The 23,777-nt window shown below is 60.2% G+C and carries 23 protein-coding genes; 17 read left to right on the forward strand and 6 right to left on the reverse strand.

Going from position 1 to position 23,777, the window contains the following annotated elements; all coding sequences use genetic code 11:
• Positions 1-8: 8 nt before the first annotated feature.
• Positions 9-350 carry a BON domain-containing protein gene (locus NK8_RS37860; protein WP_162068460.1) on the reverse strand — a complete coding sequence of 114 codons (342 nt, stop codon included), beginning with the start codon at positions 348-350 and terminating at the stop codon, positions 9-11.
• 587 nt (positions 351-937) lie between these two features.
• On the opposite strand from NK8_RS37860, the gene leuC reads away from it, so the two are divergent.
• From leuC to NK8_RS37910, 10 genes are all read left to right on the forward strand, one after another.
• Entirely contained in the window at positions 938-2,368 is a 1,431-nt protein-coding gene (gene leuC, locus NK8_RS37865; protein WP_213234312.1) for a 3-isopropylmalate dehydratase large subunit, read from the forward strand.
• Between the two features lies 1 nt (position 2,369).
• Positions 2,370-2,966 (forward strand): 3-isopropylmalate dehydratase small subunit, encoded by a 597-nt coding sequence (gene leuD, locus NK8_RS37870; RefSeq protein WP_213234313.1) that lies wholly within the window; start codon positions 2,370-2,372, stop codon positions 2,964-2,966.
• Positions 2,967-3,003: 37 nt separating this feature from the next.
• The gene (leuB, locus tag NK8_RS37875) at positions 3,004-4,074 is read left to right on the forward strand and encodes a 3-isopropylmalate dehydrogenase (protein ID WP_213234314.1); all 1,071 of its coding nucleotides are present in this window, start codon (positions 3,004-3,006) and stop codon (positions 4,072-4,074) included.
• 109 nt (positions 4,075-4,183) lie between these two features.
• Entirely contained in the window at positions 4,184-5,212 is a 1,029-nt protein-coding gene (locus NK8_RS37880) for an ABC transporter substrate-binding protein (protein ID WP_213234315.1), read from the forward strand.
• Complete coding sequence (locus tag NK8_RS37885; RefSeq protein ID WP_213234316.1) at positions 5,209-6,063, forward strand: ABC transporter ATP-binding protein; 855 nt, start codon at positions 5,209-5,211, stop codon at positions 6,061-6,063. The genes NK8_RS37880 and NK8_RS37885 overlap by 4 nt, the downstream gene beginning before the upstream one ends.
• The gene (locus NK8_RS37890; protein WP_162068455.1) at positions 6,044-6,850 is read left to right on the forward strand and encodes an ABC transporter permease; all 807 of its coding nucleotides are present in this window, start codon (positions 6,044-6,046) and stop codon (positions 6,848-6,850) included. Before NK8_RS37885 ends, NK8_RS37890 begins: the two co-directional genes overlap by 20 nt.
• A gap of 27 nt (positions 6,851-6,877) precedes the next feature.
• The gene (locus NK8_RS37895) at positions 6,878-7,633 is read left to right on the forward strand and encodes an SDR family NAD(P)-dependent oxidoreductase (protein WP_213234317.1); all 756 of its coding nucleotides are present in this window, start codon (positions 6,878-6,880) and stop codon (positions 7,631-7,633) included.
• A gap of 15 nt (positions 7,634-7,648) precedes the next feature.
• Positions 7,649-8,491 (forward strand): fumarylacetoacetate hydrolase family protein, encoded by an 843-nt coding sequence (locus NK8_RS37900; protein ID WP_213234318.1) that lies wholly within the window; start codon positions 7,649-7,651, stop codon positions 8,489-8,491.
• Between the two features lie 78 nt (positions 8,492-8,569).
• Entirely contained in the window at positions 8,570-9,568 is a 999-nt protein-coding gene (locus tag NK8_RS37905) for an ABC transporter substrate-binding protein (RefSeq protein ID WP_225936686.1), read from the forward strand.
• A 16-nt stretch (positions 9,569-9,584) separates the two neighbouring features.
• Positions 9,585-10,508: an SMP-30/gluconolactonase/LRE family protein gene (locus NK8_RS37910; RefSeq protein WP_213234320.1), complete on the forward strand. Its 924-nt coding sequence runs from the start codon at positions 9,585-9,587 to the stop codon at positions 10,506-10,508.
• Here the strand turns inward: NK8_RS37910 and NK8_RS37915 are convergent.
• Both NK8_RS37915 and NK8_RS37920 read right to left on the reverse strand, forming a co-directional pair.
• A complete protein-coding gene (locus tag NK8_RS37915) occupies positions 10,499-11,407 on the reverse strand; it encodes a LysR substrate-binding domain-containing protein (protein ID WP_213234321.1) in 909 nt (302 codons plus the stop codon). The two genes, NK8_RS37910 and NK8_RS37915, sit on opposite strands and share 10 nt — an antisense overlap.
• A 314-nt stretch (positions 11,408-11,721) precedes the next feature.
• Positions 11,722-12,399 carry a LuxR C-terminal-related transcriptional regulator gene (locus NK8_RS37920; RefSeq protein WP_162068449.1) on the reverse strand — a complete coding sequence of 226 codons (678 nt, stop codon included), beginning with the start codon at positions 12,397-12,399 and terminating at the stop codon, positions 11,722-11,724.
• A gap of 51 nt (positions 12,400-12,450) precedes the next feature.
• On the opposite strand from NK8_RS37920, the gene NK8_RS37925 reads away from it, so the two are divergent.
• From NK8_RS37925 to NK8_RS37940, 4 genes are all read left to right on the forward strand, one after another.
• On the forward strand, positions 12,451-13,071 hold the full coding sequence (locus NK8_RS37925; RefSeq protein ID WP_213234322.1) for an isochorismatase family protein: 621 nt from the start codon (positions 12,451-12,453) through the stop codon (positions 13,069-13,071).
• 212 nt (positions 13,072-13,283) lie between these two features.
• Positions 13,284-14,615, forward strand: coding sequence for an MFS transporter (locus NK8_RS37930; protein ID WP_213234323.1), 1,332 nt, complete (start codon positions 13,284-13,286; stop codon positions 14,613-14,615).
• 501 nt (positions 14,616-15,116) lie between these two features.
• On the forward strand, positions 15,117-15,764 hold the full coding sequence (locus NK8_RS37935) for a cysteine hydrolase (RefSeq protein ID WP_213234324.1): 648 nt from the start codon (positions 15,117-15,119) through the stop codon (positions 15,762-15,764).
• An 88-nt stretch (positions 15,765-15,852) separates the two neighbouring features.
• Entirely contained in the window at positions 15,853-16,800 is a 948-nt protein-coding gene (locus NK8_RS37940) for an alpha/beta fold hydrolase (RefSeq protein WP_213234325.1), read from the forward strand.
• Positions 16,801-16,906: 106 nt separating this feature from the next.
• Here the strand turns inward: NK8_RS37940 and NK8_RS37945 are convergent, their stop codons facing one another.
• From NK8_RS37945 to NK8_RS37955, 3 genes are all read right to left on the reverse strand, one after another.
• Positions 16,907-17,449: a cytochrome P460 family protein gene (locus NK8_RS37945; protein WP_213234326.1), complete on the reverse strand. Its 543-nt coding sequence runs from the start codon at positions 17,447-17,449 to the stop codon at positions 16,907-16,909.
• Positions 17,450-17,588: 139 nt separating this feature from the next.
• Positions 17,589-18,950, reverse strand: coding sequence for an FAD-dependent oxidoreductase (locus NK8_RS37950; protein ID WP_213234327.1), 1,362 nt, complete (start codon positions 18,948-18,950; stop codon positions 17,589-17,591).
• 284 nt (positions 18,951-19,234) lie between these two features.
• A complete protein-coding gene (locus NK8_RS37955; RefSeq protein WP_225936667.1) occupies positions 19,235-20,044 on the reverse strand; it encodes a GntR family transcriptional regulator in 810 nt (269 codons plus the stop codon).
• Between the two features lie 9 nt (positions 20,045-20,053).
• On the opposite strand from NK8_RS37955, the gene NK8_RS37960 reads away from it, so the two are divergent.
• From NK8_RS37960 to NK8_RS37970, 3 genes are read left to right on the forward strand one after another with little or no spacing between them, the layout of a single operon-like run.
• Positions 20,054-20,785: an enoyl-CoA hydratase/isomerase family protein gene (locus tag NK8_RS37960; RefSeq protein ID WP_213234328.1), complete on the forward strand. Its 732-nt coding sequence runs from the start codon at positions 20,054-20,056 to the stop codon at positions 20,783-20,785.
• 50 nt (positions 20,786-20,835) lie between these two features.
• Positions 20,836-22,224, forward strand: coding sequence for an MFS transporter (locus tag NK8_RS37965; RefSeq protein ID WP_162068442.1), 1,389 nt, complete (start codon positions 20,836-20,838; stop codon positions 22,222-22,224).
• Positions 22,225-22,244: 20 nt separating this feature from the next.
• Complete coding sequence (locus tag NK8_RS37970) at positions 22,245-23,756, forward strand: aldehyde dehydrogenase (RefSeq protein WP_213234329.1); 1,512 nt, start codon at positions 22,245-22,247, stop codon at positions 23,754-23,756.
• Positions 23,757-23,777: the final 21 nt, after the last annotated feature.

The following is a 23,777-nucleotide window of genomic DNA, read 5'->3' on the forward strand; positions in this document are numbered from 1 at the left end:
AGCCGGTTTCAATGCCCGGCTTCTTCCACCGTCAGATTGTTGGTTACCGACGACACGCCGGGTACGCCCTCGGCTATTTTCCCTGCGGCATCTATCTGTTTCTGATCGGGCGCCATCCCGACCAGCGTAACCTTGCCGCTGCGAGCGACAGCATGAATATCGGCCGACTCCAAACCCTTTTGCTTGTACAGCGCGGTCTGAACCTGCTTCGCGAGTTGCCGGTTAGCGGCTCTGCCGGATGATTTCGAAGAAGTCGCTGCGCCTGTCTCTTGCGCACCAACCACGGGCACGGTCGCGATGATCGCGCCGATGGAAATCGCCGCGGCAAGGAAGATGTTCGTGGATTTCATTTCTTTTCCTCAGGTAAAAGTAGTAAGACGGGAGGAGAAACGCAAAGAACACCGGTCAACCGCGCGTACGAAAAAAATGCGCAAACCGGCAGTCGTGACCTGCGGCACTGCATCTACATTGTAAGCATGGAGGCATTGTGTTTGCGGCGTCAAAATTTCCTCTACTGCTCAGTTCGTAACGCAATCATCCGCGTTCAGCCGTGCTATTCAGAAAAAAAGTGCGCGGAGACAAAGCCGTGCGCGTCGAGACAGTAAAAGGGCGAGTTGGCTCGGCCAACGACTTCTCCCGATGAAGCGGCGCAATGCCGATTCCTGTACCCCATCAGTCGATGTAGCCGTTCATCGAATCGCACCCAGCCAAGCACGGATCGCATTCGATTCGAATTGCGAGCCAAGCGGCCTCGACGATCCGACCGGCCCAAAAATCACCGGCGGCGGTGTCGCTTCGTCATCGCGTTTGACGATGGTGCCTTTCCCAAAAAGCAGGTACAGCGCGGCCCGTCTGGCGCATGATGCTCGCACAACATTGACTCGCCGAACGAAGGCGTGCCTTCCCGAACGGCGCATTGACGGAGTGAGACGAAGCGATGCAACTCGAACAAGGGGTGGGTGGTCCACAGACTCTTTACGACAAGATCTGGAAAAGTCACCGGGTGATGTCGCGCAACGACGGACAGGATCTGCTGTACATCGACCGGCATTTTATTCATGACGTCACCGCGCAATCCTTCGATCTGTTGCGCCAGCGCGGGATCAAGCCGCGCTCCCCCGAGCGAATCTTCGGTACGGCAGACCACTACGTTTCCAGCGCGGCAAACGACATGTCGGCGGTAACCGACCCCGAGCGGCGCGCCATGATCGAGGCCCTGCAGCGTGACGCAGCCGAGTCGAGCATCACCTTGTTCGACATGGACGATTCGCGTCGCGGCATCGTCCACGTAGTCGGGCCCGAGCAAGGTTTGAGTCTGCCCGGCATGACCGTCGTCTGTGCCGACAGTCACACTTCGACACACGGTGCAATGGGCGCGCTCGCGTTCGGTATCGGTGCAACCGAGGTGGCTCATGTGCTCGCCACGCAATGCCTGTGGCAACGCAAGTCGAGCAACATGCGCGTCACTCTCGATGGCACGCCGGGCCCGGGTGTCACCGCCAAAGACCTGATCCTCGCCGTGATCGCGCGAATCGGCGTGGCCGGCGCTGTGGGCCATGTCATCGAGTACGCAGGCTCCGCCATCGCGGGTCTCTCGATGGAAGGTCGGTTGACGCTGTGCAACATGACCATCGAGGCCGGTGGCCGTGCCGGCATGATCGCGCCAGACAACACCACTTTCGCGTATCTGGCTCAGCGTCCCTACGCTCCCAAGGGCGAGCGTTGGGATCGCGCGATGGCGCACTGGCGCAAGTTGTTCACGGACGCCGACGCGACCTTCGACCGGGAGGTGCATATCGACGTTGCCGGGATCGCTCCGATGGTGACCTGGGGCACGACACCGGAATACGCCTGCGCCATCGACCGGCGCGTCCCCGATCCGGCGCTGCAGGCGGACCCCGATCTGCGCGCCGCGATGTCGAGGGCGCTCGACTACATGGGATTGGCCCCGAACGAGGCGCTGGAAGGCGTGGCGATCGACCGGGTGTTCATCGGTTCGTGCACGAACGGGCGCATCGAGGATATGCGCAGCGCGGCCGAGGTCGCGCGGGGCCGCCATATCGCATCGGGCGTCGAGGCATGGGTGGTGCCGGGCTCGCACGAGGTACGAGCGCAGGCCGAGGCCGAAGGACTGGACCGCGTGTTCAAGGAAGCCGGTTTCCAGTGGCGTTTCCCAGGCTGCTCGATGTGCCTTGCAACCAACGGCGATATCGCCGCGCCCGGGCAGCGTTGCGCCTCCACATCAAATCGCAATTTCGTGGGCCGTCAAGGGCCGGGCGTGCGCACGCATCTGATGAGTCCGGCTATGGCGGCTGCCGCTGCTGTGACAGGACGTCTGATCGATGTGCGCCGCCTCCTGGGAGCATGAGATGGAAAGCCTGACTCACCTCGATGCAGTCGCAGCCCCGATCGTCGTCATCAATTGCGATACCGATCAGATTCTGCCGGCGCGCTTCCTGCAAAAACCCCGCTCCGACGATTTCGGTCAGTTCCTTTTTCGTGCACTGCGCTTTGACGCAGACGGCGCCGAAAAGCCCGAGTTCGTGCTTAACCAGGCGCCGTTTCGCGACTCGCGCATCGTGGTGGCGAACCACAACTTCGGTTGCGGCTCTTCGCGTGAGCACGCTGTCTGGGCGCTGTACGACTACGGAATCCGGGCGGTGATCGCCCCAAGCTTCGGCGATATCTTCTTCATCAACTGCCTGAAGAACGGGCTGCTTCCCATCGTGCTGCCGGAGAGCGTGGTTCTTCCGCTTCTGGAAAGCCTGACCAATAAGGCGGGTAGCCGAATCTCCATCGACGTGCGTGCCCAGACGGTGACATTACCCGACGGCACCTCGCATGCGTTCGAGATGGAGCCCTTCGCCAAGGAGTGCCTGCTGCGTGGCATGGACGAGATCGATTACACGCTTTCGCATCGAGACCGCATTGATGCATTCGAGCGCAACCGTGCCGACGCTTATTGAGGCGCGCGCTTTCTAAAACGACCCTGGAGGAGTTCAGATGAAGATTGCAGTCATGCCCGGTGATGGTATCGGTCCGGAAGTAGTGGCACAGGCTCTCAAAGTGCTGCACGTCGTGGCACCTCAAGCCGAGATTCAAGAGGCGCACATCGGCGAGGCCGGAATCCAGGCGCACGGCGTGCCGCTTCCGGAGCCTACGCTTGACGTGGCGCGCAAGGCCGACGCCATTCTGTTTGGTGCGGTAGGCGTAGCTGACGAGGCAGAGATTCCCCGCGAGCGTCGACCCGGAACGGGTCTGTTGCAACTGCGCGAAGCGCTCACGCTGTACGCAAACTTCCGTCCGGCCTATATGTTCCCGGAATTGATTGGCGCTTCGACCCTGCGGCCGGAAGTCGTTGACGGACTCGACATCGTCATCGTTCGTGAGCTGAACGGCGATGCTTATTTCGGTCAGCCGCGCGGATTCGAAACCAACGCAGCAGGGGAGCGCGTGGGTTTCAACACGATGCGTTATTCGGAGTCAGAGGTTGAACGCGTCGCGCACGCGGCCTTTCGAGCGGCGCGTCGCCGTCACCACAAGCTGTGCTCGGTGGACAAGGCCAACGTGCTGGAAGCGAGTCAGTTGTGGCGCGAAACGGTCACTCGCGTTGGGCGAGACTACCCGGACGTCGAACTAAGCCATCTCTTCGTGGACGCGGCTGCCATGATGCTGATGCGCCGACCCAAGCAGTTCGATGTGATCGTTACGGGCAATCTGTTCGGCGATATTCTGTCGGACGCCGCGGCCATGTTGACCGGATCGATCGGTATGCTGCCCTCGGCTTCGCTAGGGTACGACCGCAAAGGGCTGTACGAGCCCGTGCATGGCTCGGCACCGGATATTGCGGGCAAGGACATCGCCAATCCGCTTGCCGCCATCCTGTCGCTTGCGATGATGCTGCGCGAAAGCTTCGAGATGGAGGACGCTGCGGGCCGCGTCGAGCGGGCAGTGCGAGCGGTGCTGTCCGCCGGCTACCGCACCGCCGACATCTACCAGGACGGCACCCGAAGCGTCGGCACCCGTGACATGGGTGACGCAGTGGTCGAAGCCCTGCACAAAGAAGTCGTTTAGGGCGGATCGCGCCTTGGGTCGGCTGGCATCCCGGCGTCCCGATCACAAAGTGCCAGTCCGTCCAAGGCAGTTGTTCGCACCAACATCCCTAGAAAGGGAGGAGACAACCATGAAGCTGAAACTCGCTGTTGCATTGTGCGCAGCCTTGGAACTCGTTTGCGCATCAGCCACGGCAGTGGCGAAGGACACGCCGGAGAAGCCCGAATTGCACATTGCGGCGGCGTCGACTGGCATCACATACCTGCCCATGCTCGTCGCCAAGCAGCGCGGTTATTTCAAGGACGAAGGGCTGGACGTAACCATCGCCGCATTTTCCGGAGGCTCAAAGACTCTGGAGGCCTTGTTGGGCGGCAGCTCCGATATGGTGGCGGGGGCCTATTCGAACACGATCACCATGGCGACGAAGGGTCAGCATCTCGTCGTGGTGGCCGCACAAGTGATTTGCCCGGGCTGGATCTTTGGCGTATCTCAGAAACACGAGACTGACGTCAAGTCGCCCAAGGATTTGAAGGGCATGCGAATCGGCGTGAGCGCGCCAGGCTCCAGCACGCACATGGCGGTCAACTATATCCTGCACAAGGCGGGCCTGCAGCCTTCGGACGTATCGATCATCGGCGTGGGGCAGGCGGCCGGTGCCGTTGCAGCGGTGCGCGCCGGGCAGATCGATGCGCTCATCGTCAATGATCCAAGTGCCACGATTCTGACGAAGGATGGCAGCCTGAGACCGCTCGAGAACATGCGTACGGCGGACGGCAATGTGAAGGTGTTCGGCTCGGACTATCCCGAGTCGAGCGTATTCGCGACGCAGGACTTCATCGAAAAGAATCCCAAGACAGTCCAGGCAGTCGCCAATGCTATCGTGCGCGCGGAAAAGTGGATAGCCAAGGCCACCCCGCAACAAGTCGCGGACAACGTGCCGCCACAGTTTTTGGGGGATAACAAGGCGCTCTATGCCGAGGCCTTCACGAACAGCCGCCGCTGCATCGCGCAGAACGGAGAGATCACGGCCAAAGGCGCACAGACGGTGCATGAGGTGCTTGCAGCCTTCGACCCTGCGGTAGCATCGGCCAAGATTGACCTCGCCACGACCTATGACAATCGATTCGTCAGAAAGGCGGCGGCGGAGGTCCAGCCATGAGCACCGCAGCCTATAGCGTCCCGGTCGACCGCCAACAAGCCGAAGTGCGCGAAGCGTTACGCTTCGACAACGTGACCTGCACGTTCGCCGGCAATGGCAAGCGCGCTCAGACCTACACCGCAGTTTCTGGTGGAACCTTGACGATAAGGGACGGAGAGTTCGTCTCGATTGTCGGTCCCACCGGCTGCGGCAAGTCGACACTGCTGAACGTGGCCGCCGGCCTGACCCGGCCTTCGTCGGGTAGCCTGAGCGTGTTCGGCAAGAAGCTAACCCATGGTCTGAACACACAGGCTGCCTACCTGTTCCAGGTGGATGCGCTCATGCCATGGAAGACAGCCGAAGAGAACATTGCCATCGGCTTGATTTTTCGCGGAATGCCGCGCGAAGAAGCGCTGGATGTCGCCCGTGGATGGCTCGAGCGAGTGGGGCTGCAAGGGCATGGGAAGAAATACCCGCATCAGATGTCTGGCGGCATGCGCAAGCGGGCCGGTCTCGCGCAAGCCCTGGCGCTCAATCCCCGCATCATTCTGATGGACGAACCGTTCAGCGCGCTCGATATCCAGACCCGCCACCTCATGGAAAACGAGCTATTGCGACTATGGTCAAACGACCGCAAGTCCGTGATGTTCGTGACTCACGATCTGGAAGAGGCTATCTCGCTTTCCGACCGGGTCATCGTGCTGTCGGCGGGGCCCGGGACGCGACCGATCGCCGAGTTCGAGATTGATCTCGAGCGGCCGCGCGAAATGTCGGAGATCCGGATGACACAGCGTTTCCTTCAACTGCACACCCAAATCTGGGACGTGCTTCGAGGCGAGGTCCTGAAAAGCTATGCGCGCAATCGAGTTTAGTCCAAACAATAGTTTCACTGTTCTGGTGACGCGGCTGGCAATTCTGTTCGGTGTCCTGTTCCTTTGGTGGCTCGGAACCTATCAGAAGTGGCTGTCTCCGTTCTTCTTTGGAGATCCGGTAGGTGTGGCTCGTCGCATTGTCGAGTGGTTCGTCACGGGCTCGGTCTTTCGCCATTTGTACACGACCCTGGTCGAGACCATGCTTGCGTTCGCAATTGGTACGGTTCTTGGATTGGGATGTGGCCTTTGGCTTGCGCTGAGCCCGTTCCTGGCGGTCGTATTCGATCCGTTCATCAAAGCAATGAACTCGATGCCGCGATTGATCTTTGCGCCCATTTTCGCGCTCTGGTTCGGACTGGGCATCTGGTCGAAAGTCGCTTTGGGCGTGACGCTCGTCTTCTTCGTGGTCTTCTTCAACGTGTTTCAAGGCGTCCGCGAAGTGAGCCCGACCGTGCTGTCCAACACGCGGATGCTGGGCGCCAACTCGCGTCAACTGATGCGGCACGTGTATCTGCCGTCGGCGACGAGCTGGGTGTTTTCGAGCCTGCATAACGCAATCGGCATCGCCTTCGTCGGCAGCGTGGTGGGCGAGTATCTGGGCTCGGAGAAAGGGGTTGGCTACCTGATTTTGCTGGCTGAAGGCGTGTTCGATATCAACTCGGTCATAGCGGGGATTCTGGTGCTGACTGTGTTCGCGCTCGTGCTCGATACTGCCGTATCGATGATCGAAGACTACCTGCTGCGCTGGCGCCCCGTGGCCGGGCAGACCGTTGCCGCCAGCGCCTGAGTGCGCGTTCAACCGTGAGGAACCAAATTGCAGACGAACAAAATCAATCTGACGGAGCGCGTCGCGGTCGTGACTGGCGGCGCGCAAGGCATCGGTCTTGAGGTCGGCCGCCGGCTGCTCGAGTCAGGTGCCCGGCTCGTGGTCTGGGACGTCAATCCTGCCGGCATCGAGCAGGCCCGTACCCAGCTGAGCGAGCACGACGTTCACTTCGAGCGCGTCGACATTGCCGACTATGCGAGCGTGCAAGCGGCTGTCGCGGGCACTTTGAAATCGATGGGGCGTATCGATATCCTGATCAACAACGCGGCGATTGTCGGCCCGAATGCGCCGCTGATCGACTATCCGATCGATATCTGGAAGCAGGTGATGGATATCGACGTGAATGGCACTTTCCACTGCTGCCGTGCTGTGGTCCCGGAAATGGTCCGCCAGAACTATGGCCGCATCGTGAATCTTGCCTCGGTCGCTGGCAAAGAAGGTAACCCGAATGCGGCGGCCTACAGCTCGGCCAAGGCCGCGGTCATCGCCATGACCAAGTCACTGGGAAAGGAGTTGGCGCGTCACGACATTGCGGTCAATTGCGTCACCCCTGCCGTCGCGCGCACACCTGGCGCGATGGAGCAGGCGCCCGAACATATCGAGTACATGTTGGGCAAGATCCCGCGCGGCCGATTCCTCGAACTCAATGAGGCCGCCGCCATGATCGCCTGGCTTGCCAGCGAAGAAAACTCCTTTACCACCGGAGCGGTGTTCGACCTCTCTGGCGGCCGCGCCACCTACTGAAACGAGCATACCTATATGAAGCTGTTGCGCTACGGTTCACCCGGCCAGGAGAAGCCGGGCCTACTCGATGCCGAGGGAAATATCCGGGACTTGTCGAACCATGTTGCCGACATTGCCGGCGAAGCTCTGCTACCGGATAGCCTCGCACGCCTGAAGGCGCTGGATACCGCGTCGTTACCGCGCGTGGAAGGCAGTCCGCGCCTGGGCTCCTGCGTGGGTGGCACCCGCAAGTTTATCTGCATCGGCTTGAATTACTCTGACCACGCAGCGGAAACCGGTGCCACGGTCCCGCCGGAGCCCATCATCTTCATGAAGGCTACGAGCGCGATCGTGGGCCCGAACGACTCGATCGAGATTCCACGCGACTCGCTCAAGACCGACTGGGAAGTGGAATTGGGCGTGGTTATCGGAAAGACAGCCAAGTACGTCAGCGAAGCCGATGCCATGAACCATGTTGCGGGCTATTGCGTCATCAACGATGTGTCCGAGCGCGCGTTCCAGGCGGAGCGTCAGGGCCAATGGACCAAGGGCAAGTCGGCGGATACCTTCGGTCCGACCGGGCCCTGGCTCGTTACCGCAGACGAGGTTGCCGACCCGCAGACGCTGCCGATGTGGCTGGAAGTCAACGGGCATCGCTATCAGAACGGCAGTACGGTCACCATGGTGTATGGCGTGCGCTACCTGGTGTCATACCTGTCGCAGTTCATGTCATTGCAGCCGGGCGACATTATTTCCACGGGCACACCGCCCGGCGTCGGCCTGGGGCAAAAGCCTCCGGTCTATCTGAAGCCGGGCGATATCGTGACGCTGGGCATCGAGGGCCTCGGGCAGCAGCGGCAGAACGTCGTGCAGGGTTGAACGCTTCACGACACGGTCCTGCAAGAGACATTTCAACGGAGACAAACCATCGTGGCAGCGCTTTGGCGTCAAGTTTCTATCGCATTGGCAACCTTCGCCGCCGTCTCGAATGCGTCGGCCGCCGGCGGCGCGCCTGTACCGGAAAAGCCCAGGCTACATCTGGCGGCGGCGGGTGTCGGCTTTCCTTACTTGCCGTTCGTCATTGCAGACAGTCGGGGATACTTCAAACAGGCCGGGTTGGAAGTTGAAATCGGCGTATTCAGCGGCGGCGCCAAGGCACTCCAGGCAATGATGGGCGGCAGCGCCGACATTGTGGCGGGTGCCTACTCCAACACGATAACCATGGCCGCCAAAGGGCAAAAGCTGGTCTCGTTCGTGACCCTGGCGTCGTGCCCCGGCTGGGTATTTGGTGCGACCCGCGCGAGCCACGCCAAGGTCAGGACTTATGCGGACCTCAAGGGCATGCGCATTGGCGTGAGCTCGCCCGGATCGAGTTTTCACATGGGCGTGAACTATCTGCTGAGCAAGTCTGGCGTAAAGCCCAGCGACGTGTCCATCATAGGTGTGGGCTCATCTGCCGGGGCGATTGCCGCAGCACGCAGTGGTCAGATCGACGCGTTGATGAGCAACGACCCGGTCGCCACCGTTCTGCAGGACAGCGGCGATCTGTTTCCGTTGGCCGTGATGCGAGACCCAACCGGTACGCGCGCGACACTGGGCGGCGACTATCCGGAAGCTGCCATCTACACAAGCAAAGACTTTCTCGTCAAGTATCCGAACACCGTGCAAGCGGTAACGAATGCCATCCTCGAGGCTGAGCGCTGGATGGCGCACGCAACGCCTGAGCAGGTCGCCGCCGCCGTGCCGCCGCAATATGCGCTAGCCGAGAAGGATGTCTTCGCGCGTGCCTACGCCAACATGCAAAGCTGCATTTCACGCGATGGCCTGATGACGGACGCTGCCGCGCATACCGTGCACGATGTTTTAACCGCATTCGATCCCGAGATTGGCAAAGCCTCGATCGACCTGAAGGCTACATACGACAACCATTTCGTCGAGAATGCGGACAAGCGCTGAACTGAGGAGACTAAACATGGAGAGCGGCGTCCGCATCGTGGCGGAAGGCTTGATGTTCCCCGAGGGACCGGTCGCGATGTCTGATGGCTCGATCGTGCTGGTCGAAATCGAGCGTGAGACCATCAGTCGCGTATCCGCAGACGGCACGGTGAGCGTCCTTGCGGAAACAGGCGGAGGGCCGAACGGTTTGGCTTTAGGCCCGGATGGTGCCTTCTACATCTGCAACAACGGGGGGTTCCTTTTCCGTACCGTTGCCGGACTCAATCGCACTCGACCCGGTATTCATCCAAGCTATACGAGTGGCCGCATCGAACGGTTCGACCCGCGTACGGGTACGCTGACGACGCTCTACGACCGTTGTGGCGATCATCCGCTGTGCGGCCCTAACGACATCGTCTTCGACCACGAAGGCGGCTTTTATTTCACCGATTTTGGCAAGAACCGTCTGCGCGATCGCGATCACGCCGGTCTATATTACGGGCGAGCCGACGGGTCGATGATTGTCGAAGTCGCTTATCCGCTTACCACAGCGAATGGTGTCGGTTTGTCGCCGGACGATCGCGTCGTCTATGTGGCGGAGACTGAGACGGCGCGCTTATGGGCTTTCGATCTGGAGGCGCCTGGCAGGGCACGCAAGCATCCTTATCCATCCCCGCACGGCGGGCGTCTCGTGTGCGGGCTTCCGGGTTACCAGCGATTCGATAGTCTGGCAGTGGACGTGGAAGGAAATATCTGCGTGGCCACGCTGGTCACCGGCTGTATTACCGTGGTCGCGCCGTCTGGCGAGGTGATGCGGCAAGTCACGGTGCCGGACGGCATGGTGACAAACATCTGCTTCGGTGGCGCCGATATGAAGACGGCATTTGTCACGATGTCCGGCACCGGACGTCTGGGTGCGTTGTCCTGGCCGCAAGCGGGGTTGAAGCTTGCCTATTCGTGATTGGCTTGCTGCTGCGCACTTGCAAGCAGATGCTTGAGAAAGAGCTGGACTGGCGCGGGGAGCGACTCCGCCTCGCGCACACAGATTTTCCAATGCCGCTCGGCCCAAGGTTCGTCCAGCAACACGGCGACCAGGGGAGCAGAACTGACATATCGTTCGGCATGATGCTCGGGCACCAGCCCGACACCGAGCCGCGCCTCGACCATGCTGCGTACCGGCTCGAAACCATTGACCCGGATGGAAAGCTTGAGCGGATGGTCAAGGTCCGCCGCCGCGCGCAGCACCAGCGAATTCAGATAGCTGCCTTCCTGAGGCCCGACGAGCGGATACTCGGCCACCTCGCGGAACCTCACTCGGCCAGCGCGGCTGAGTGGATGATCGGGCGGCATGATGACGACCAGCCGGTCGCTGCGGTAGGGATAGACCTGCAGCCCGGCGGTGACCGTGGTGCCGCCGAACACGCCGATATCCGCGGTGTTTTCGGCCACGGCGCGAACGACCGCGGGGCTCAGGCTCTCTTGCAGGTCGATGCGCAGACCGGGATGTCCGTCCAGAAAAACGCGGATATCTTTGGCGATGTACTGCACGATGGTCGAGAGGCTGGCGTGTAGCCGAATCTGACCACGCACCCCTTCGGCGTGGTCAAGCAGCTCGCTCTCCATATGTTGAATGTCGCGCAGAAGCGTGCGGGCGTGTTGCAGCAGTGCCGCCGCCGCGACTGTCAGTTCCAGGCCCTTGTTGCTGCGCACGAACAGGGCAGTCTTGAGCAGGTCCTCGAGCTGCGACATGCGCTTGCTGAGAGCCGAAGGAGCGATATTCTCGAATTCTGCTGCCCGCGCGATGCTGCCGTGCTCACAGACGGCGATAAACAGCTTCAGCGATTGTAGGTCGAAACGCAACTGAGTCTCCTGAGCGCGGTCTTCTCGCCGCGACGCATTCATGTGAAGCGAGAATAGTCACGGAGTCGGTGGCAAGTCAACCGGCGCAGATTGCGTACGCTAGAGCGATCGCCGCATGTCTGGGGCATCGCAAGCTTCAATTTGTCGAAGCCTGGCACCGTCGCGGCGAATCTCGCAAAGACGGCGCGCCAGAAAACGACTGCCGCAGTGAGGGTCCGGCCGATGAAGATGAACGCGACCATCCGATTTTCTGGCGCAACCCAATCTTTTAGCGATGCACCTTCTGACCTCACAGCCAGTACGCGATGGTGACCCTACGCGAGGAGCGTTTTAACCAGCTCGTGTGTTGAAGGGGCATCGAATTTCTTGAGCAGCTTTCCTCGGAAGACCTCGACTGTCCGAGGGCTGATCCCAAGCGCTATGCCGATCTCCTTGGCAGTCTGATTCTGGATGAGCAACGCGGCCACATCGCGTTCGCGCTTGGTCATCGAATTCTTGGCCGCTGCGATCAACTTGTTGGCGGAGCTTGCTCCGCCTGACAGACTTGCTGCGACGCCCATCTCGGAGAAGAACCAGAGCGCTTCGCGGTATGGGTCGTCACGATGTTCGCTGACGCCCGTCACGTTCACCCAGAAGAGCTCACCATCGAGCCTCTGCATCGCGCGAGGTTCGGTGATTCGACCAAACTTCTTCAGCGCCGGAATCACACGCGCACCGAACCTCCTGAAAGCCTCCTCGTTCGGGTAAAGAATTCGTACCGTCTGTCCGATCAGCACGTCGCCGTCCGCGCGAAACATATTCCGGAATTGCAGGTTGCAGGCGGATATCGTGCGCTGACGCGTGACCATGAGGGCAACCGGGACGTCCTCGAAAACCTGCTGATAATCGATCGGCCCGATGCCGGGCGCAGTTGGTGTTGTCCGCAATGCGGCCTCCTCGCTGTAGGGTGATTCCGTACGTAATCGATACGTATTGGTGTAAGTATCCTGCACTCGTAGACTCTTAAGTGCAATGACTTTCAACCTGTTGACTTGGAGGAAGAAATGGACGACTACAAGAATCGCTCGTATGGAGCCGTCGGGATTGGTATGAAGGGGAAGATCGGAATCGTCGTCGTGGATTATCAACTCGCGTTCACCGATCCGAAATATCCGCTCGGCGGAGCGCCGCTCGTCATGCGCGGGCTTGAAAATACGGCGCGTCTGCTCAAGATCGCCCGGGCGCACAACGTACCTGTCGCGACCTGTTTCACCGCCTATAAATGCGAGCGCGACATGCCGTACTGGAAGGTGGCCGCGGTTCGCGATCAGTTCAGACTGGACCATCCAAGTTCGGCTCTGGACCCGCTGATTTACGACGAAAACTACGACGTCGTGGTCTGCAAGTCCGGGCCGTCGATATTCTTCCAGACGCCAGTCGTCCCGTATTTCATTAAGGAGGGCGTAGAGACTATTATCGTCACTGGCTGCAACACGAGCGGATGTATCCGTGCATCCACCATCGACAGTTTCCAGTGGGGTTTCCGTACGGTCGTTCCTGAAGACTGTGTCGGCGATATCGAAGAAGGACCGCACCGCGACAACCTGCGCGATGTGGCCCGGCGATACGCAGATGTGTCGAGCGCCGACGAAGTGATCGCGTATATCAAGCAATCGACGAGCTAACCGCTTGCGTCGCTCCGCTTATCGACCTGATCGCGAACGCTGCGGAGTGACCGCGGCGTTCCGATCGGGGAATGCGGAAGCAGTGAAGCGCATGGTTTCACCCTCTTGATCGGCTCGGCGTCGTGCTGCGCCGCACCCTACCCAAACCATGTCTACTTTCGTCGCGAGCGATCCGGTGGCGGCGCGCGGTCGACATACTCACGGAGGCTCCCATGAATCAAGCCCGCGCCGTCGACGTACCCGAAAGGGACGAAGTCGAACTTGGTATGAAGAAGATTGCCATTGCGAGCGTCATAGGCACGACGGTCGAATGGTACGACCTGTTCGTGTTCGCGACCGCATCAGCGCTCGTGTTCAATAAGGTTTTCTTTCCAGGCTTCGTCCCGCTCGTCGGCACCTTGCTCGCGTTCGGCACATTCGCCTCTGCGTATCTGGCACGTATTGCGGGCGCTGCATTGTTCGGCCATTTCGGCGATCGGCGGGGACGCAAGTCGATGTTGCTGGTGTCACTGATGATGATGGGACTCGCCACGTTTTGCATCGGGCTGTTGCCGGATTATGGGGCGATTGGTGTCTGGGCGCCGCTGATGCTGCTGACGCTTCGCGTCGTGCAGGGGCTTGCGCTTGGCGGAGAATGGGGCGGCGCGGTGCTGATGGCAGTGGAGCACGCGCCCGCGAATCGGCGTGGCCTTTATGGATCATGGGTGCAGATCGGTGTGCCTGCCGGCACGTTGATCGCCAATCTTGCTTTCCTGTTGAGCGACGCGCTGTTGCCCAGCGGAGCCATGGTCGCCTGGGGCTGGCGCATTCCTTTCCTGCTCAGCGCCTTGCTGGTCCTCGTCGGCCTTTACGTGCGCCTGAACACATCCGAAACGCCGTCGTTTCAGAGGACCAAAAACGCCGGCGAACAGGTAAAGGTGCCGTTGTTCGAATTGCTGGGGAAACACTGGAAACTGGTGCTCCTCGGAGGAGTCGCCACCATGTCGACCGGCACGTCGTTCAATCTTATCGTCGCGTTCGGACTGACGTATGGAACACAGACACTCGGCTTTTCGCGCAGTGCGATGCTGACGATCGCGCTCATATCATGCGCGCTCTGCATCCTGATGTTGCCCGCATTCGGACGACTCTCCGATGTGATCGGCCGTAAGCCAGTGATCGTTGGCGGTATTGCGGCCGAGGCATTGCTGGCTTTTCCGCTCTTCTGGCTGCTCGACACCCACGAGTTCTCGTTTGCGCTTCTCGGTTACCTGCTGATGATGACTGCCTTTGCCGCGAACTATGGACCGATTGCAACGTTTCTGGCCGAGCTGTTCGGCACCCGGATTCGCTATTCGGGGCTGTCGGTCAGTTACATGCTCTCCGGTCTGTTGGGCAGCGCGGTGACGCCCATTGTCACGACAGCGCTACTCTCGGCAACGGGGAAGGGCTCATCGATAGCCTGGTTCATGGTGGGATCCGCGGTCATTTCGGCTTCCGCGTTGCTGTTGCTGATAGAGACCCGCCGTCGAGATCTGACGACGGCGACCCTGCGTGGATGGTAGCTCGACTATGCGTCAGGGCGGCCGATACCTTTAGAAGTCAGTCGCGTTCGCCCCACTATGAAGCTTCGAAAACCTTCAGGCCGCCGTTCAGCAACCCGGCGTCACGATCTACGTGACTTACGCAGGCGAACCTGGCGTTTGTTTCGATCGCGTGGCTTACGTCGATCATCATCTGCCGCTCGTAAGGGGGCAGATGCAGGGTATCTGCAGCGAAACACGGCAGAAGAAAGCTCTGATGACCTTATCTGATCAGACAATAACGGTAGTGTCAGGAGCAAAGTGGTCGACTAGACTTATGTTTCAACCGGCTACGCATCCGCAGCAAGCGTCCCAGCCGGCTGCACGCGGTCGCCCCGCGCGTGGAGTTGAGTCGGGCGCTTATTGTCGGCGATGTGAACTGATCGATTGCCTTTGGAGCGCTCTTGCCTGTTCGCGCTGGCGGCCCGGAGCACGTGAACGACTTCTTACGCTGCCCTTTATCTCTTGTGAAAAGGCCTTGTGATGAATTTCGATCAAAGCGATACGGCGGTGGTCTTCATCGACCCGCAGAACGATGTCCTGAGCCCGTCCGGGAAAAACTGGGGGGCGGTAGGTGCGAGCGTCACGGAGAACAAAACGGTTGAAAACATGCTGAGAATATTTGCAGCGGCGAAATCAGCAGATTTCAATGTTTTCATATCGCCCCATTACTTCTTTCCGACCGATCGTGCGTGGAAGTTCAATGGTCCGCTGGAGGCGGACGAGTTTTCAACCGGTACGTTCTCACGCGAGGGCCCTTTGAACCTGCTGGGTTTTCAAGGATCCGGCGCGGACTGGCTTGAGGAATTCAAGCCCTACATCGATGATGGCCGCACCGTCATCGCGAGTCCCCACAAGGTTTTCGGGCCGCAGACCAACGACCTTGTACTGCAATTGCGCAAACGCTACGTGCGAAAGGTGATCCTCGGCGGCATGCTTGCCAACATGTGTGTCGAGGCTCATCTGCGGGATTTACTCGAACAGGGTTTCGAGGTCTATGTCGTAGCCGACGCGACCGCCGGACCTCGCCATCCCGTTTGGGGAGATGGCTATAAAGCCGCAATGATCAACTACGCATTTCTCGCGCACGCCGTGGTTTCCACTGACGAGGTCGTCGCGACGATGGGTTGAGCTTTTGACTGTCGGCGTCCAGATCTTCGATCTCACAAGTCTTTTGGTTCCGAGTCGCGGGTCACCTATTAGCCCATGGAGCATCGTTATGAACAGTGTCGCTTCGAGTGCTACATCTGCTGTCAACCTCTCAAAGACCGCCTTCCCTGTCACACATCACCGAACGGCGGAAATCGAAGGACTAAAGATTTTTTACCGGGAGGCCGGGCCGCCGGACGCGCCTGTGGTTCTCCTATTGCATGGCTTTCCGACGTCGTCGCACATGTTCAGGCACCTGATTCCTGCGCTCGCCGACCGTTACCATGTGATTGCGCCGGATTATCCCGGCTATGGTCAAAGCGACATGCCGGATCACACGGAGTTTGCATACACGTTCGACCGATTCAGCGAACTGGTAGGCGGCCTTCTCGATCAACTCGGCGTTAGCCGCTACGCAATGTATGTCATGGACTACGGTGCGCCTGTCGGCTGGCGACTTGCACTGAAGCATCCGGACCGCGTGACAGGCTTTATCGTCCAGAACGGGAATGCATACGACGAAGGCCTCAAGGCGTTCTGGGACCCTATCAAAACCTATTGGGCCGACGGCTCGGATGCAAGCCGAAAAGCGTTGCTGTCGCTACTCACTATCGAGACGACTATCTTTCAATATACCGACGGTGTATCCGATCGCAGCCGTATATCGCCGGACAACTGGGTCCACGATCAAGCATTGCTCGATCGCCCGGGCAACAATGATATCCAGCTCGACCTGTTCTATGACTATGGAACCAATCTGCCTCTATACCCGCGAGTGCAGGCGTACTTCCGGGAGTTCAAACCTCCGATGCTGATCGTGTGGGGCAAGAACGACTTCATCTTCCCGGCGGACGGTGCGTATCCGTACAAAAACGATCTGCCGGACGTCGAGACCCATTTGCTTGATACGGGTCATTTTGCGCTGGAGGACAAGGCAGATGAGATGGTGCCGCTGATACGTGATTTCCTTGCGCGAAACGTGGATTCGACATCTCGGTCTAGTAACACGGCAATATGAGTCTCAGTCAGGCTATCCACTTGTGGCTGCACCGGTCAGCTCCGCGGATTTCGTCGACGTACCGCATTTCGGCAGAGAAGCGGTCTTCTCGGCGCTGCAAGCTGACCTACTTTGAATAGGTCGTGAACACGAAATCTGCGCTAGCTGGCAATTTCGCGTGGCAAGCAAAGCAGCTATTGACAATCTTCAAACTCGGATTGGCCTTACCGTTCTCGAACTGCCCGTAACCCCATCCGCCCGTATTCGCGTAACGCCTGGAGTCCTTTACCTCGATCTGAACATTGGTTGGCGCTCCAGCGACGAATGACTGTTCACGGCCGAAAATCGCGTTGTTCCGTTCTGACGATACATATTCGTAGGCGAGCCGCACGATGATGGAACCGTCTGGAAAGGGCAACGTCCCTTCCTTGAGGGCTTTCATTGCGATGTCGTTTCCGAGAATGCCGCGGATATCATTGTTGTTGCCCGCTTCATGCGCCACGCTGATGAATTGCCAATCGCGGTAGCCTGCGGGAAGGGTCACGCCGAACACCGGCGAGGCCCGTCCGTCTGATGCCGACGACGTGCTTTCTTCTGCCGCGGTCGATAGAGAAATCGAACCGGAGAGCGACGTCGATATCAGTGCCAGCACGATAAGTTTGCGAGTCATCTGAAGAGCCTCCGAATCGAATGCGCATCGCGCGAGCCTGATTTCAAGCTAGTTCTGCGACTTATCTTTGTCAAGGCTAGAGCGCGGCGCGCGGCAAGGCCCGCGCGTCGGCGGTTTGCACACCGAGCCCTTCGCACCATCAATCGACCTTGCGCGGCGGCACCGTGGCGAGCAGGATGTTGAGGCCTTCGGATATTAACGGGTGTGAAATGATCGCGTCGCGCACCGCCGTGTAAGGCAGGTTGCCAAGCATGGCCATCTGCACCGCTGTGACGACATCGCCCGCGTTCGTGCCCAGCATCGTAAAGCCGAGAATGCGGTCTGAATGCGCGTCGATCAGGATCTTCATGAAGCCGCTTGTGGCGCCATTCGTGCGGGCGCGCGGTATCGCCGTCATCGGCAGTTTGGCGACGCGCACTGCGATACCCTGTGCTTTTGCTTCCGCTTCATTCAGGCCGATCCGGCCGAGTTCCGGCTCGATAAAGAGCGCGTACGGAACGACCCTTCCGGTTGTCGTCTTCGAGCCGCCGGCAAGTTGCGACTTCAGCACGCGATAGTCATCGAACGAAGCGTGCGTGAACATGGGTGTACCGGCCACTTCGCCGATCGCCCACGTGTTGTGTGCCGTGGTGGCGAGTCGCTCGTCCACCTTGATGAATCCGCGCGCATCGACCTCCACGCCGGCTGCATCGAGACCGAGCGTTTTGGTGACCGGTATGCGTCCGGCCGCGGCGAGTATGTGGCTGCCGGATACCTTGTCGCCGTTATCGAGCTCGATCTCCACGGCTTGCCCCGACGTGCCGGTCACCTTGAGCGGTCTCACGCCTACACGAACGTCGATGCCTTCTTCCTTCAGCGAGGCTTCGATCAGCGACGTGACGTCCTCGTCCTCCCGCATCGCAACGCGCGGTGCTTCCTGAATCAGCGTAACCGGGGCGCCGAGCCGACGAAACGCCTGCGCCATTTCCAGGCCGATATAACCACCACCTATTACGATCAGATGCTCCGGTGTCGCATCGAGTTGCAGCGCTTCGACGTGCGTCAACGGTCCAGCCGCCCGCAAACCCGGGACATCCGGAATGGCAGCGGTCGTACCGGTGTTGATGAACACATGTTCGCCTTCCAGCTGTCGCGCCGAACCATCGTTCATCTGGACATGAATGCGTCGTGGGCCAATGAAATGTCCCGTGCCCAACAGCAAATCGAAACCCGAGTCGACGAAGGCTTTCATGTTGATATCGACCATGCCTTCGACGACTGCCCGTACGTTACGCCTGACCTGCGCCATGTCGGCTTTGGCCGTTTTGCTGACATGTGCTACCCGCGCCTGCTGGATCAGCGTCTTGGTCGGAATACATGCGACATTGATACACGAGCCGCCAATCATCCCGCGTTCGATCAGCGCAACCTGCCGACCCGCGTTGGCCAGTTCCATGGCAAGCGTCTTGCCGCCTTTTCCGCCACCGAGGAAAACATACTCATAGTGCTCGACGTTCGGCATTTGAGCCTCCTGTGTGCTATCGACTGAGTTTGCAGCGTCGGCGCCCGCTGTGGCGACTGCGACGACCGCTGATGAATCAAGTCTAGCGGCGGCGAACTCGAAAGCACATGCTCGATCGGCTCACAAACAGGCTTGAGCGGCTCAACGCCTTCGTCTGGCAGGACTATGGACAGGGTGGGCGGATTGGCTCATTCGAAGTGGCACGTGCATTGGAAGCGGCTAACGCAGCACAAGGCCGAAGAAAGCGAAACGTCGGGAGAGCAAATGCCCTCCTGACCCGAGCCTCAATCGGTGGTGCTCTTGAGAACGTCGACCGCCGCGGCGCACGCTCCACGCAACTGCTCGCGCATCAGCTCGTCAACTTGCGGCGAACGTGCGACGATTGCATCGCGGATCTTCTTCGCCATGTCGAACGATGCGCGCATCCGCCCGCCGCGCGCCATCGCGATGCGCCGAAGGCGTCGCACGGGACCGATCAGCGCGGCATGGTTCTCCTGCAAAGTGCGATTGTCGGCGATCGTCATGACGATCGCGTAGTACCGGTCGAGCGCGTCGACATAAGCGGCGGAGTCGTCGATGTCTACGCTCGCCTGCATCGCCGCGATCACGTCGTCGAGCTGCGCCGTACCCAATGGCGTGATCCGTTCAGACGCTAGCTGCACTGCCAGGCATTCGAGCGCCGCACGCACCGTGTAGATTTCCTCGACATCGCGTAAGGTCACCGTTCGCACGAATGCCCCGACGCGGGGCACGATATTCACCAGACCCTCTCGTTCGAGCTGTGCGAACGCTTCACGCATCGGCGTTCGGCTGACGTTCAGTTGTTTGGCGACCTGGACCTCGGACAGTCGGCTTCCAGGCCTCAACACACCTTCCACGATCGCCTCGCGCAACGAGGGAATGACCACGCCATCGCTCAGCGAATCTCCAGAAGCGTCCACCGCACGCAGCCGCGCGTGATGGCGCTCCGCGATGCCTTCCAGCGTCGGCGTGACCGCAGCGGCATGGTTTGTCACGCGTTTGCGAACAGTTTTTGCAGCAGGCATTGACACCTCGGTGATTATTTGAATACGCTGTATACAGATTATACACACGGAGACGTCATGGATCGAAATCTTCTGCCGGAGCCGGTTCTGATCGACAGGGCAGACGGCGTGCTGACCTTTACGCTGAATCGACCTGAGTGCGGCAACGAGATTTCGGCCTCCATGTTCGAGGCCATGTCCGCCGCGCTGCGCGCCGAAGCGCAGGACCCGATGGCGCGTGTGCTGCGAGTCCGCGCTGCGGGTGACGCGTTCTGCGTCGGTCGCGAGCGTGCGGGCGTGGATGCGGTGTCGATTCGCAGGGAAGTCGCGCGTCTCATCGAGATGAAGCGGCTCGTGCGCAACACCTCGCTCATCTCAATTGCGCAGGTGCAGGGCGATGCCATGGGTTTTGGTCTTGGCCTCGCGATGTTGTGCGATTTCACACTGGTCGCGTCGAACGCGACGCTTGCGTTTCCCGAGATGCGCAAAGGTCTCCCGCCCGCCGCGATCATGGCATACGCGGGGAACTACGCGTTGCCGAAGGCGCTGTTCCCGATGGTGCTGTTTGGCGACGCGATCACACCCGACGAAGCCTTGCGCGCAGGACTCATCACGCGTATCTGCAACCTCGACGTGTTGCAAACGAACGCAGACGAACTGACGCACCGCATCCTCGCACTTGATGAGACCGGCGCGCGTCAGTGCAAGGCGTTCTTTCAAGCCGCGCAGGAAAGCAGCGTCGAAGAGAACTTTCGCGCTGCAACCGACATGCTCACGGTCAGTTCGTTACGGCTGATGCAAGGTCGCTGAGCCCTTACGATCAGACAACCCAAGCACGAGACGGCAAGGAGGAGACAACCATGTACGTCAACGCAGGCCCGAGACTCGACCGTTTGCCGATGTCGCCGTTTCATCGCCGCATCATGTGGCTCATTGGCATAGGCATGTTTTTCGACGGCTTCGATATTTATGTGGCATCGACAGTGCTCGGTGCAACACTGCAAACCGGCTTCTCGACACTTGCGCAGAACGCGGTGTTCGTGTCGCTGACCTTTCTCGGCATGATGCTCGGCTCGCTCGGCACGGGCTTTCTCGGTGACCGTTTCGGGCGGCGTTTCACGTACCAGGCGAATCTCGCGATCTTCGGTCTCGCGTCGCTCGGCGCGGCGCTCGCGCCAAATATGAGCGTGCTGATCGGATGCCGCTTCGTGATGGGCCTCGGACTTGGTGCGGAGAACGTCGTTGGCTATTCGACGTTGACGGAGTTCGTGCCGCCGACCAAGCGCGGCAAGCTGCAAGGACTGATGGCCGTGTTCGTCGTGTCGGGCTTGCCTGTGGCGGGCCTGATCGGCCTGTTGCTGATTCCGTCGTTCGGCTGGCGCGCGATGTTCGTGGTCGGCGGACTGGGCGCGCTCGGCGTCTGGTATGCGCGCAAGTCTCTGCCCGAGTCGCCGCGCTGGCTCGAATCGGTTGGCCGCAACGATGAAGCCGAAGCGATCATGACGCGCATCGAAGCCGAAGTCACGCAAGCGCGCGGCGGCGAATCGCTGCCGCAGGCGATCGTCGCGAAAGCGCCGAACGCCGCGCCCATGTCATTCGGCTCGCTATTTTCTGGCGCCATGCTGTCGCGCATGATCGTCGGCTGCGTGACGCTCGTCGTCATCAATACGCTCTTGTACGGTTTCGTCACGTGGTTGCCGACCTTCTTCGTGCATCAGGGCATGAGTATCGCGAAGTCGTTCGGCTTTGCCCTCGTGATGTCGCTCGGTGCGCCGATCGGCAGCGGGATAGGGGCGTTGACCGCCGACGCATGGGGACGCAAACCGACCATCATCGGTGCCTCGTTCGCGGCCATCGTGTTTGGCGCGATCTATCCGTTCGTGTCCAGCACCGTGTTGCTGCCGGTCATCGGTCTTTTGCTCACCATTCCAATCTACGTGCTCGTCGCACTGCTGTTCGCCGTCTACGTGCCGGAGCTTTTTCCCACGCCGGTGCGGCTGCGCGCCTCGGGTATTTGCAACACGCTTGGGCGCGGAGCCACCATCGTCACGCCCTTCATCGTAGTGGCGCTGTTCGCGCAGCACGGCATCGTCGGCGTGCTCGCGTTGATGATCGGCCTGCTCGCGATCCAGATCGTGGTGGTTGCCTGGTTCGGTGTGGAGCCGACCGGCGAACGACTCGAAGACCTGCAACCCGAAGCAGCGAAGACGCACGATGCGCGCCACGCGCACGCTTCGCCTTCGAAATAACCCTATTCAAAGGACCACGCATGGACACATTGAACCCGGATCATCTCGACGCGCAGCTTTTCATCGACGGCGCGTGGACCGATGCCGAAAGCGGCCGTACGATGGACATCGTCAACCCGGCGACGGGCGCGGTGATCGGTGCGCTAGCAAGTGCCGCAGCAAGCGATGTAGACCGCGCGGTGCAAGCGGGCCATCGCGCCTTCGATGGTGGCGCATGGCGCGACATGGCGATCCAGCAGCGCGCACGCGTTCTCAACCGCTTTGCCGATCTGTTCGAAGCCGACCTCGAACAGTTCTACAGACTGGAAACGCTCAACAACGGCCGCCCGATAGCCGAGACGCGCGCGCAGATATCGCGCTTGCCGCAGTTCTATCGCTATTTCGCGGCGCTCGCGCTTACACGCCGAAGCGACGTGATTCCCATTGAAGGCCCGTATCTGTGCTACACGCAGCGCGTGCCGCTCGGCGTCGTCGCACTGATGACTTCATTCAATCATCCGCTGATGATTCTGTCGAAGAGTCTGGCTCCTGCGCTTGCGACGGGTAACAGCGTCGTGATCAAGGCGTCGGAGCAGACGCCTTTGACGACCGTGCGTCTGGTTCGCCTGCTCGATGAAGCGGGCGTGCCGAAGGGCGTCGTCAATGTGGTCAACGGGGAAGGGCGCGAGGCTGGCGCCGCACTCGCGAGTCATCCGATGATTCGCAAAGTGGTGTTCACGGGCGGCACGGAGGTGGGGCGTTCGATCGGTGAAGCGGCGGCACGAAATTTTGCGCTGACTACGCTCGAACTCGGCGGCAAGGGAGCGGTGATACTCTTCGATGACTTCGACATGAAGCGCGCGGTGAACGGCGCGGCGTTCGCGGCGTTCATCGGTGCAGGACAGACTTGCGTGTGCGGTGCGCGCATTCTCGTGCAGAAGTCGATGTATGCGGAGTTTCTCGAGCACTTCCGTACCAAAGCAGCGAACATTCGCGTCGGCGATCCGACCGACGCAAGTACGCAACTCGGACCTGTGATTTCCGATCGTTCGCGTCGGCGCATCCTTGCGATGCTGGAACGTGCGCAGCAATCGGGCGCAAAGCTGCTGACGGGCGGCGGCGTGCCGCAGGATCTGAAGGCTGGCTTCTTCATCGAGCCGACCGTGATGTATGACGTTCCGCCGGAATCGGAAATCGGCCAGGAGGAAGTGTTCGGGCCGGTCACCGTCGTGATGCCGTTCGAAGATGAAGCCGACGCCATTCGCATTGCCAACGCAACGCAGTTCGGCCTCGCCGCATCGGTTTGGACGCAGGACGTCGCGCGGGCGCATCGCGTGGCGTCGAAACTCGAGTTCGGCATGGTGTGGGTCAACGACCACCATCGACTCGACCCTGCTTCACCTTGGGGTGGCTTCAAGAATAGTGGCGTGGGGCGCGAGACGGGCATCGAGTCGTTCGATCAGTTCAGCGAGCCACGCGCCGTTACGGTCAACACGAGCGGCAAGACGGTGGACTGGTACGCCGACGACGGCGAACTGAAGCGGCTGAACTGACCTTCAACGGGACTACCGATG

It is taken from the genome of Caballeronia sp. NK8 (assembly GCF_018408855.1).
Taxonomy (GTDB): Bacteria; Pseudomonadota; Gammaproteobacteria; order Burkholderiales; family Burkholderiaceae; genus Caballeronia.

Excerpts from the sequence above, each read along its gene's own strand:
- NK8_RS37910 (WP_213234320.1), top strand. The coding sequence starts at position 9,585 with ATGGAGAGCGGCGTCCGCATCGTGGCGGAAGGCTTGATGTTCCCCGAG.
- NK8_RS37945 (WP_213234326.1), bottom strand. The coding sequence starts at position 17,449 with ATGACTCGCAAACTTATCGTGCTGGCACTGATATCGACGTCGCTCTCC.
- NK8_RS37960 (WP_213234328.1), top strand. The coding sequence starts at position 20,054 with ATGGATCGAAATCTTCTGCCGGAGCCGGTTCTGATCGACAGGGCAGAC.
- NK8_RS37925 (WP_213234322.1), top strand. The coding sequence starts at position 12,451 with ATGGACGACTACAAGAATCGCTCGTATGGAGCCGTCGGGATTGGTATG.
- NK8_RS37885 (WP_213234316.1), top strand. The coding sequence starts at position 5,209 with ATGAGCACCGCAGCCTATAGCGTCCCGGTCGACCGCCAACAAGCCGAA.
- NK8_RS37900 (WP_213234318.1), top strand. The coding sequence starts at position 7,649 with ATGAAGCTGTTGCGCTACGGTTCACCCGGCCAGGAGAAGCCGGGCCTA.
- NK8_RS37970 (WP_213234329.1), top strand. The coding sequence starts at position 22,245 with ATGGACACATTGAACCCGGATCATCTCGACGCGCAGCTTTTCATCGAC.
- leuC (WP_213234312.1), top strand. The coding sequence starts at position 938 with ATGCAACTCGAACAAGGGGTGGGTGGTCCACAGACTCTTTACGACAAG.
- NK8_RS37860 (WP_162068460.1), bottom strand. The coding sequence starts at position 350 with ATGAAATCCACGAACATCTTCCTTGCCGCGGCGATTTCCATCGGCGCG.
- leuD (WP_213234313.1), top strand. The coding sequence starts at position 2,370 with ATGGAAAGCCTGACTCACCTCGATGCAGTCGCAGCCCCGATCGTCGTC.
- NK8_RS37930 (WP_213234323.1), top strand. The coding sequence starts at position 13,284 with ATGAATCAAGCCCGCGCCGTCGACGTACCCGAAAGGGACGAAGTCGAA.
- NK8_RS37965 (WP_162068442.1), top strand. The coding sequence starts at position 20,836 with ATGTACGTCAACGCAGGCCCGAGACTCGACCGTTTGCCGATGTCGCCG.
- leuB (WP_213234314.1), top strand. The coding sequence starts at position 3,004 with ATGAAGATTGCAGTCATGCCCGGTGATGGTATCGGTCCGGAAGTAGTG.
- NK8_RS37880 (WP_213234315.1), top strand. The coding sequence starts at position 4,184 with ATGAAGCTGAAACTCGCTGTTGCATTGTGCGCAGCCTTGGAACTCGTT.
- NK8_RS37935 (WP_213234324.1), top strand. The coding sequence starts at position 15,117 with ATGAATTTCGATCAAAGCGATACGGCGGTGGTCTTCATCGACCCGCAG.
- NK8_RS37890 (WP_162068455.1), top strand. The coding sequence starts at position 6,044 with ATGCGCGCAATCGAGTTTAGTCCAAACAATAGTTTCACTGTTCTGGTG.
- NK8_RS37950 (WP_213234327.1), bottom strand. The coding sequence starts at position 18,950 with ATGCCGAACGTCGAGCACTATGAGTATGTTTTCCTCGGTGGCGGAAAA.
- NK8_RS37940 (WP_213234325.1), top strand. The coding sequence starts at position 15,853 with ATGAACAGTGTCGCTTCGAGTGCTACATCTGCTGTCAACCTCTCAAAG.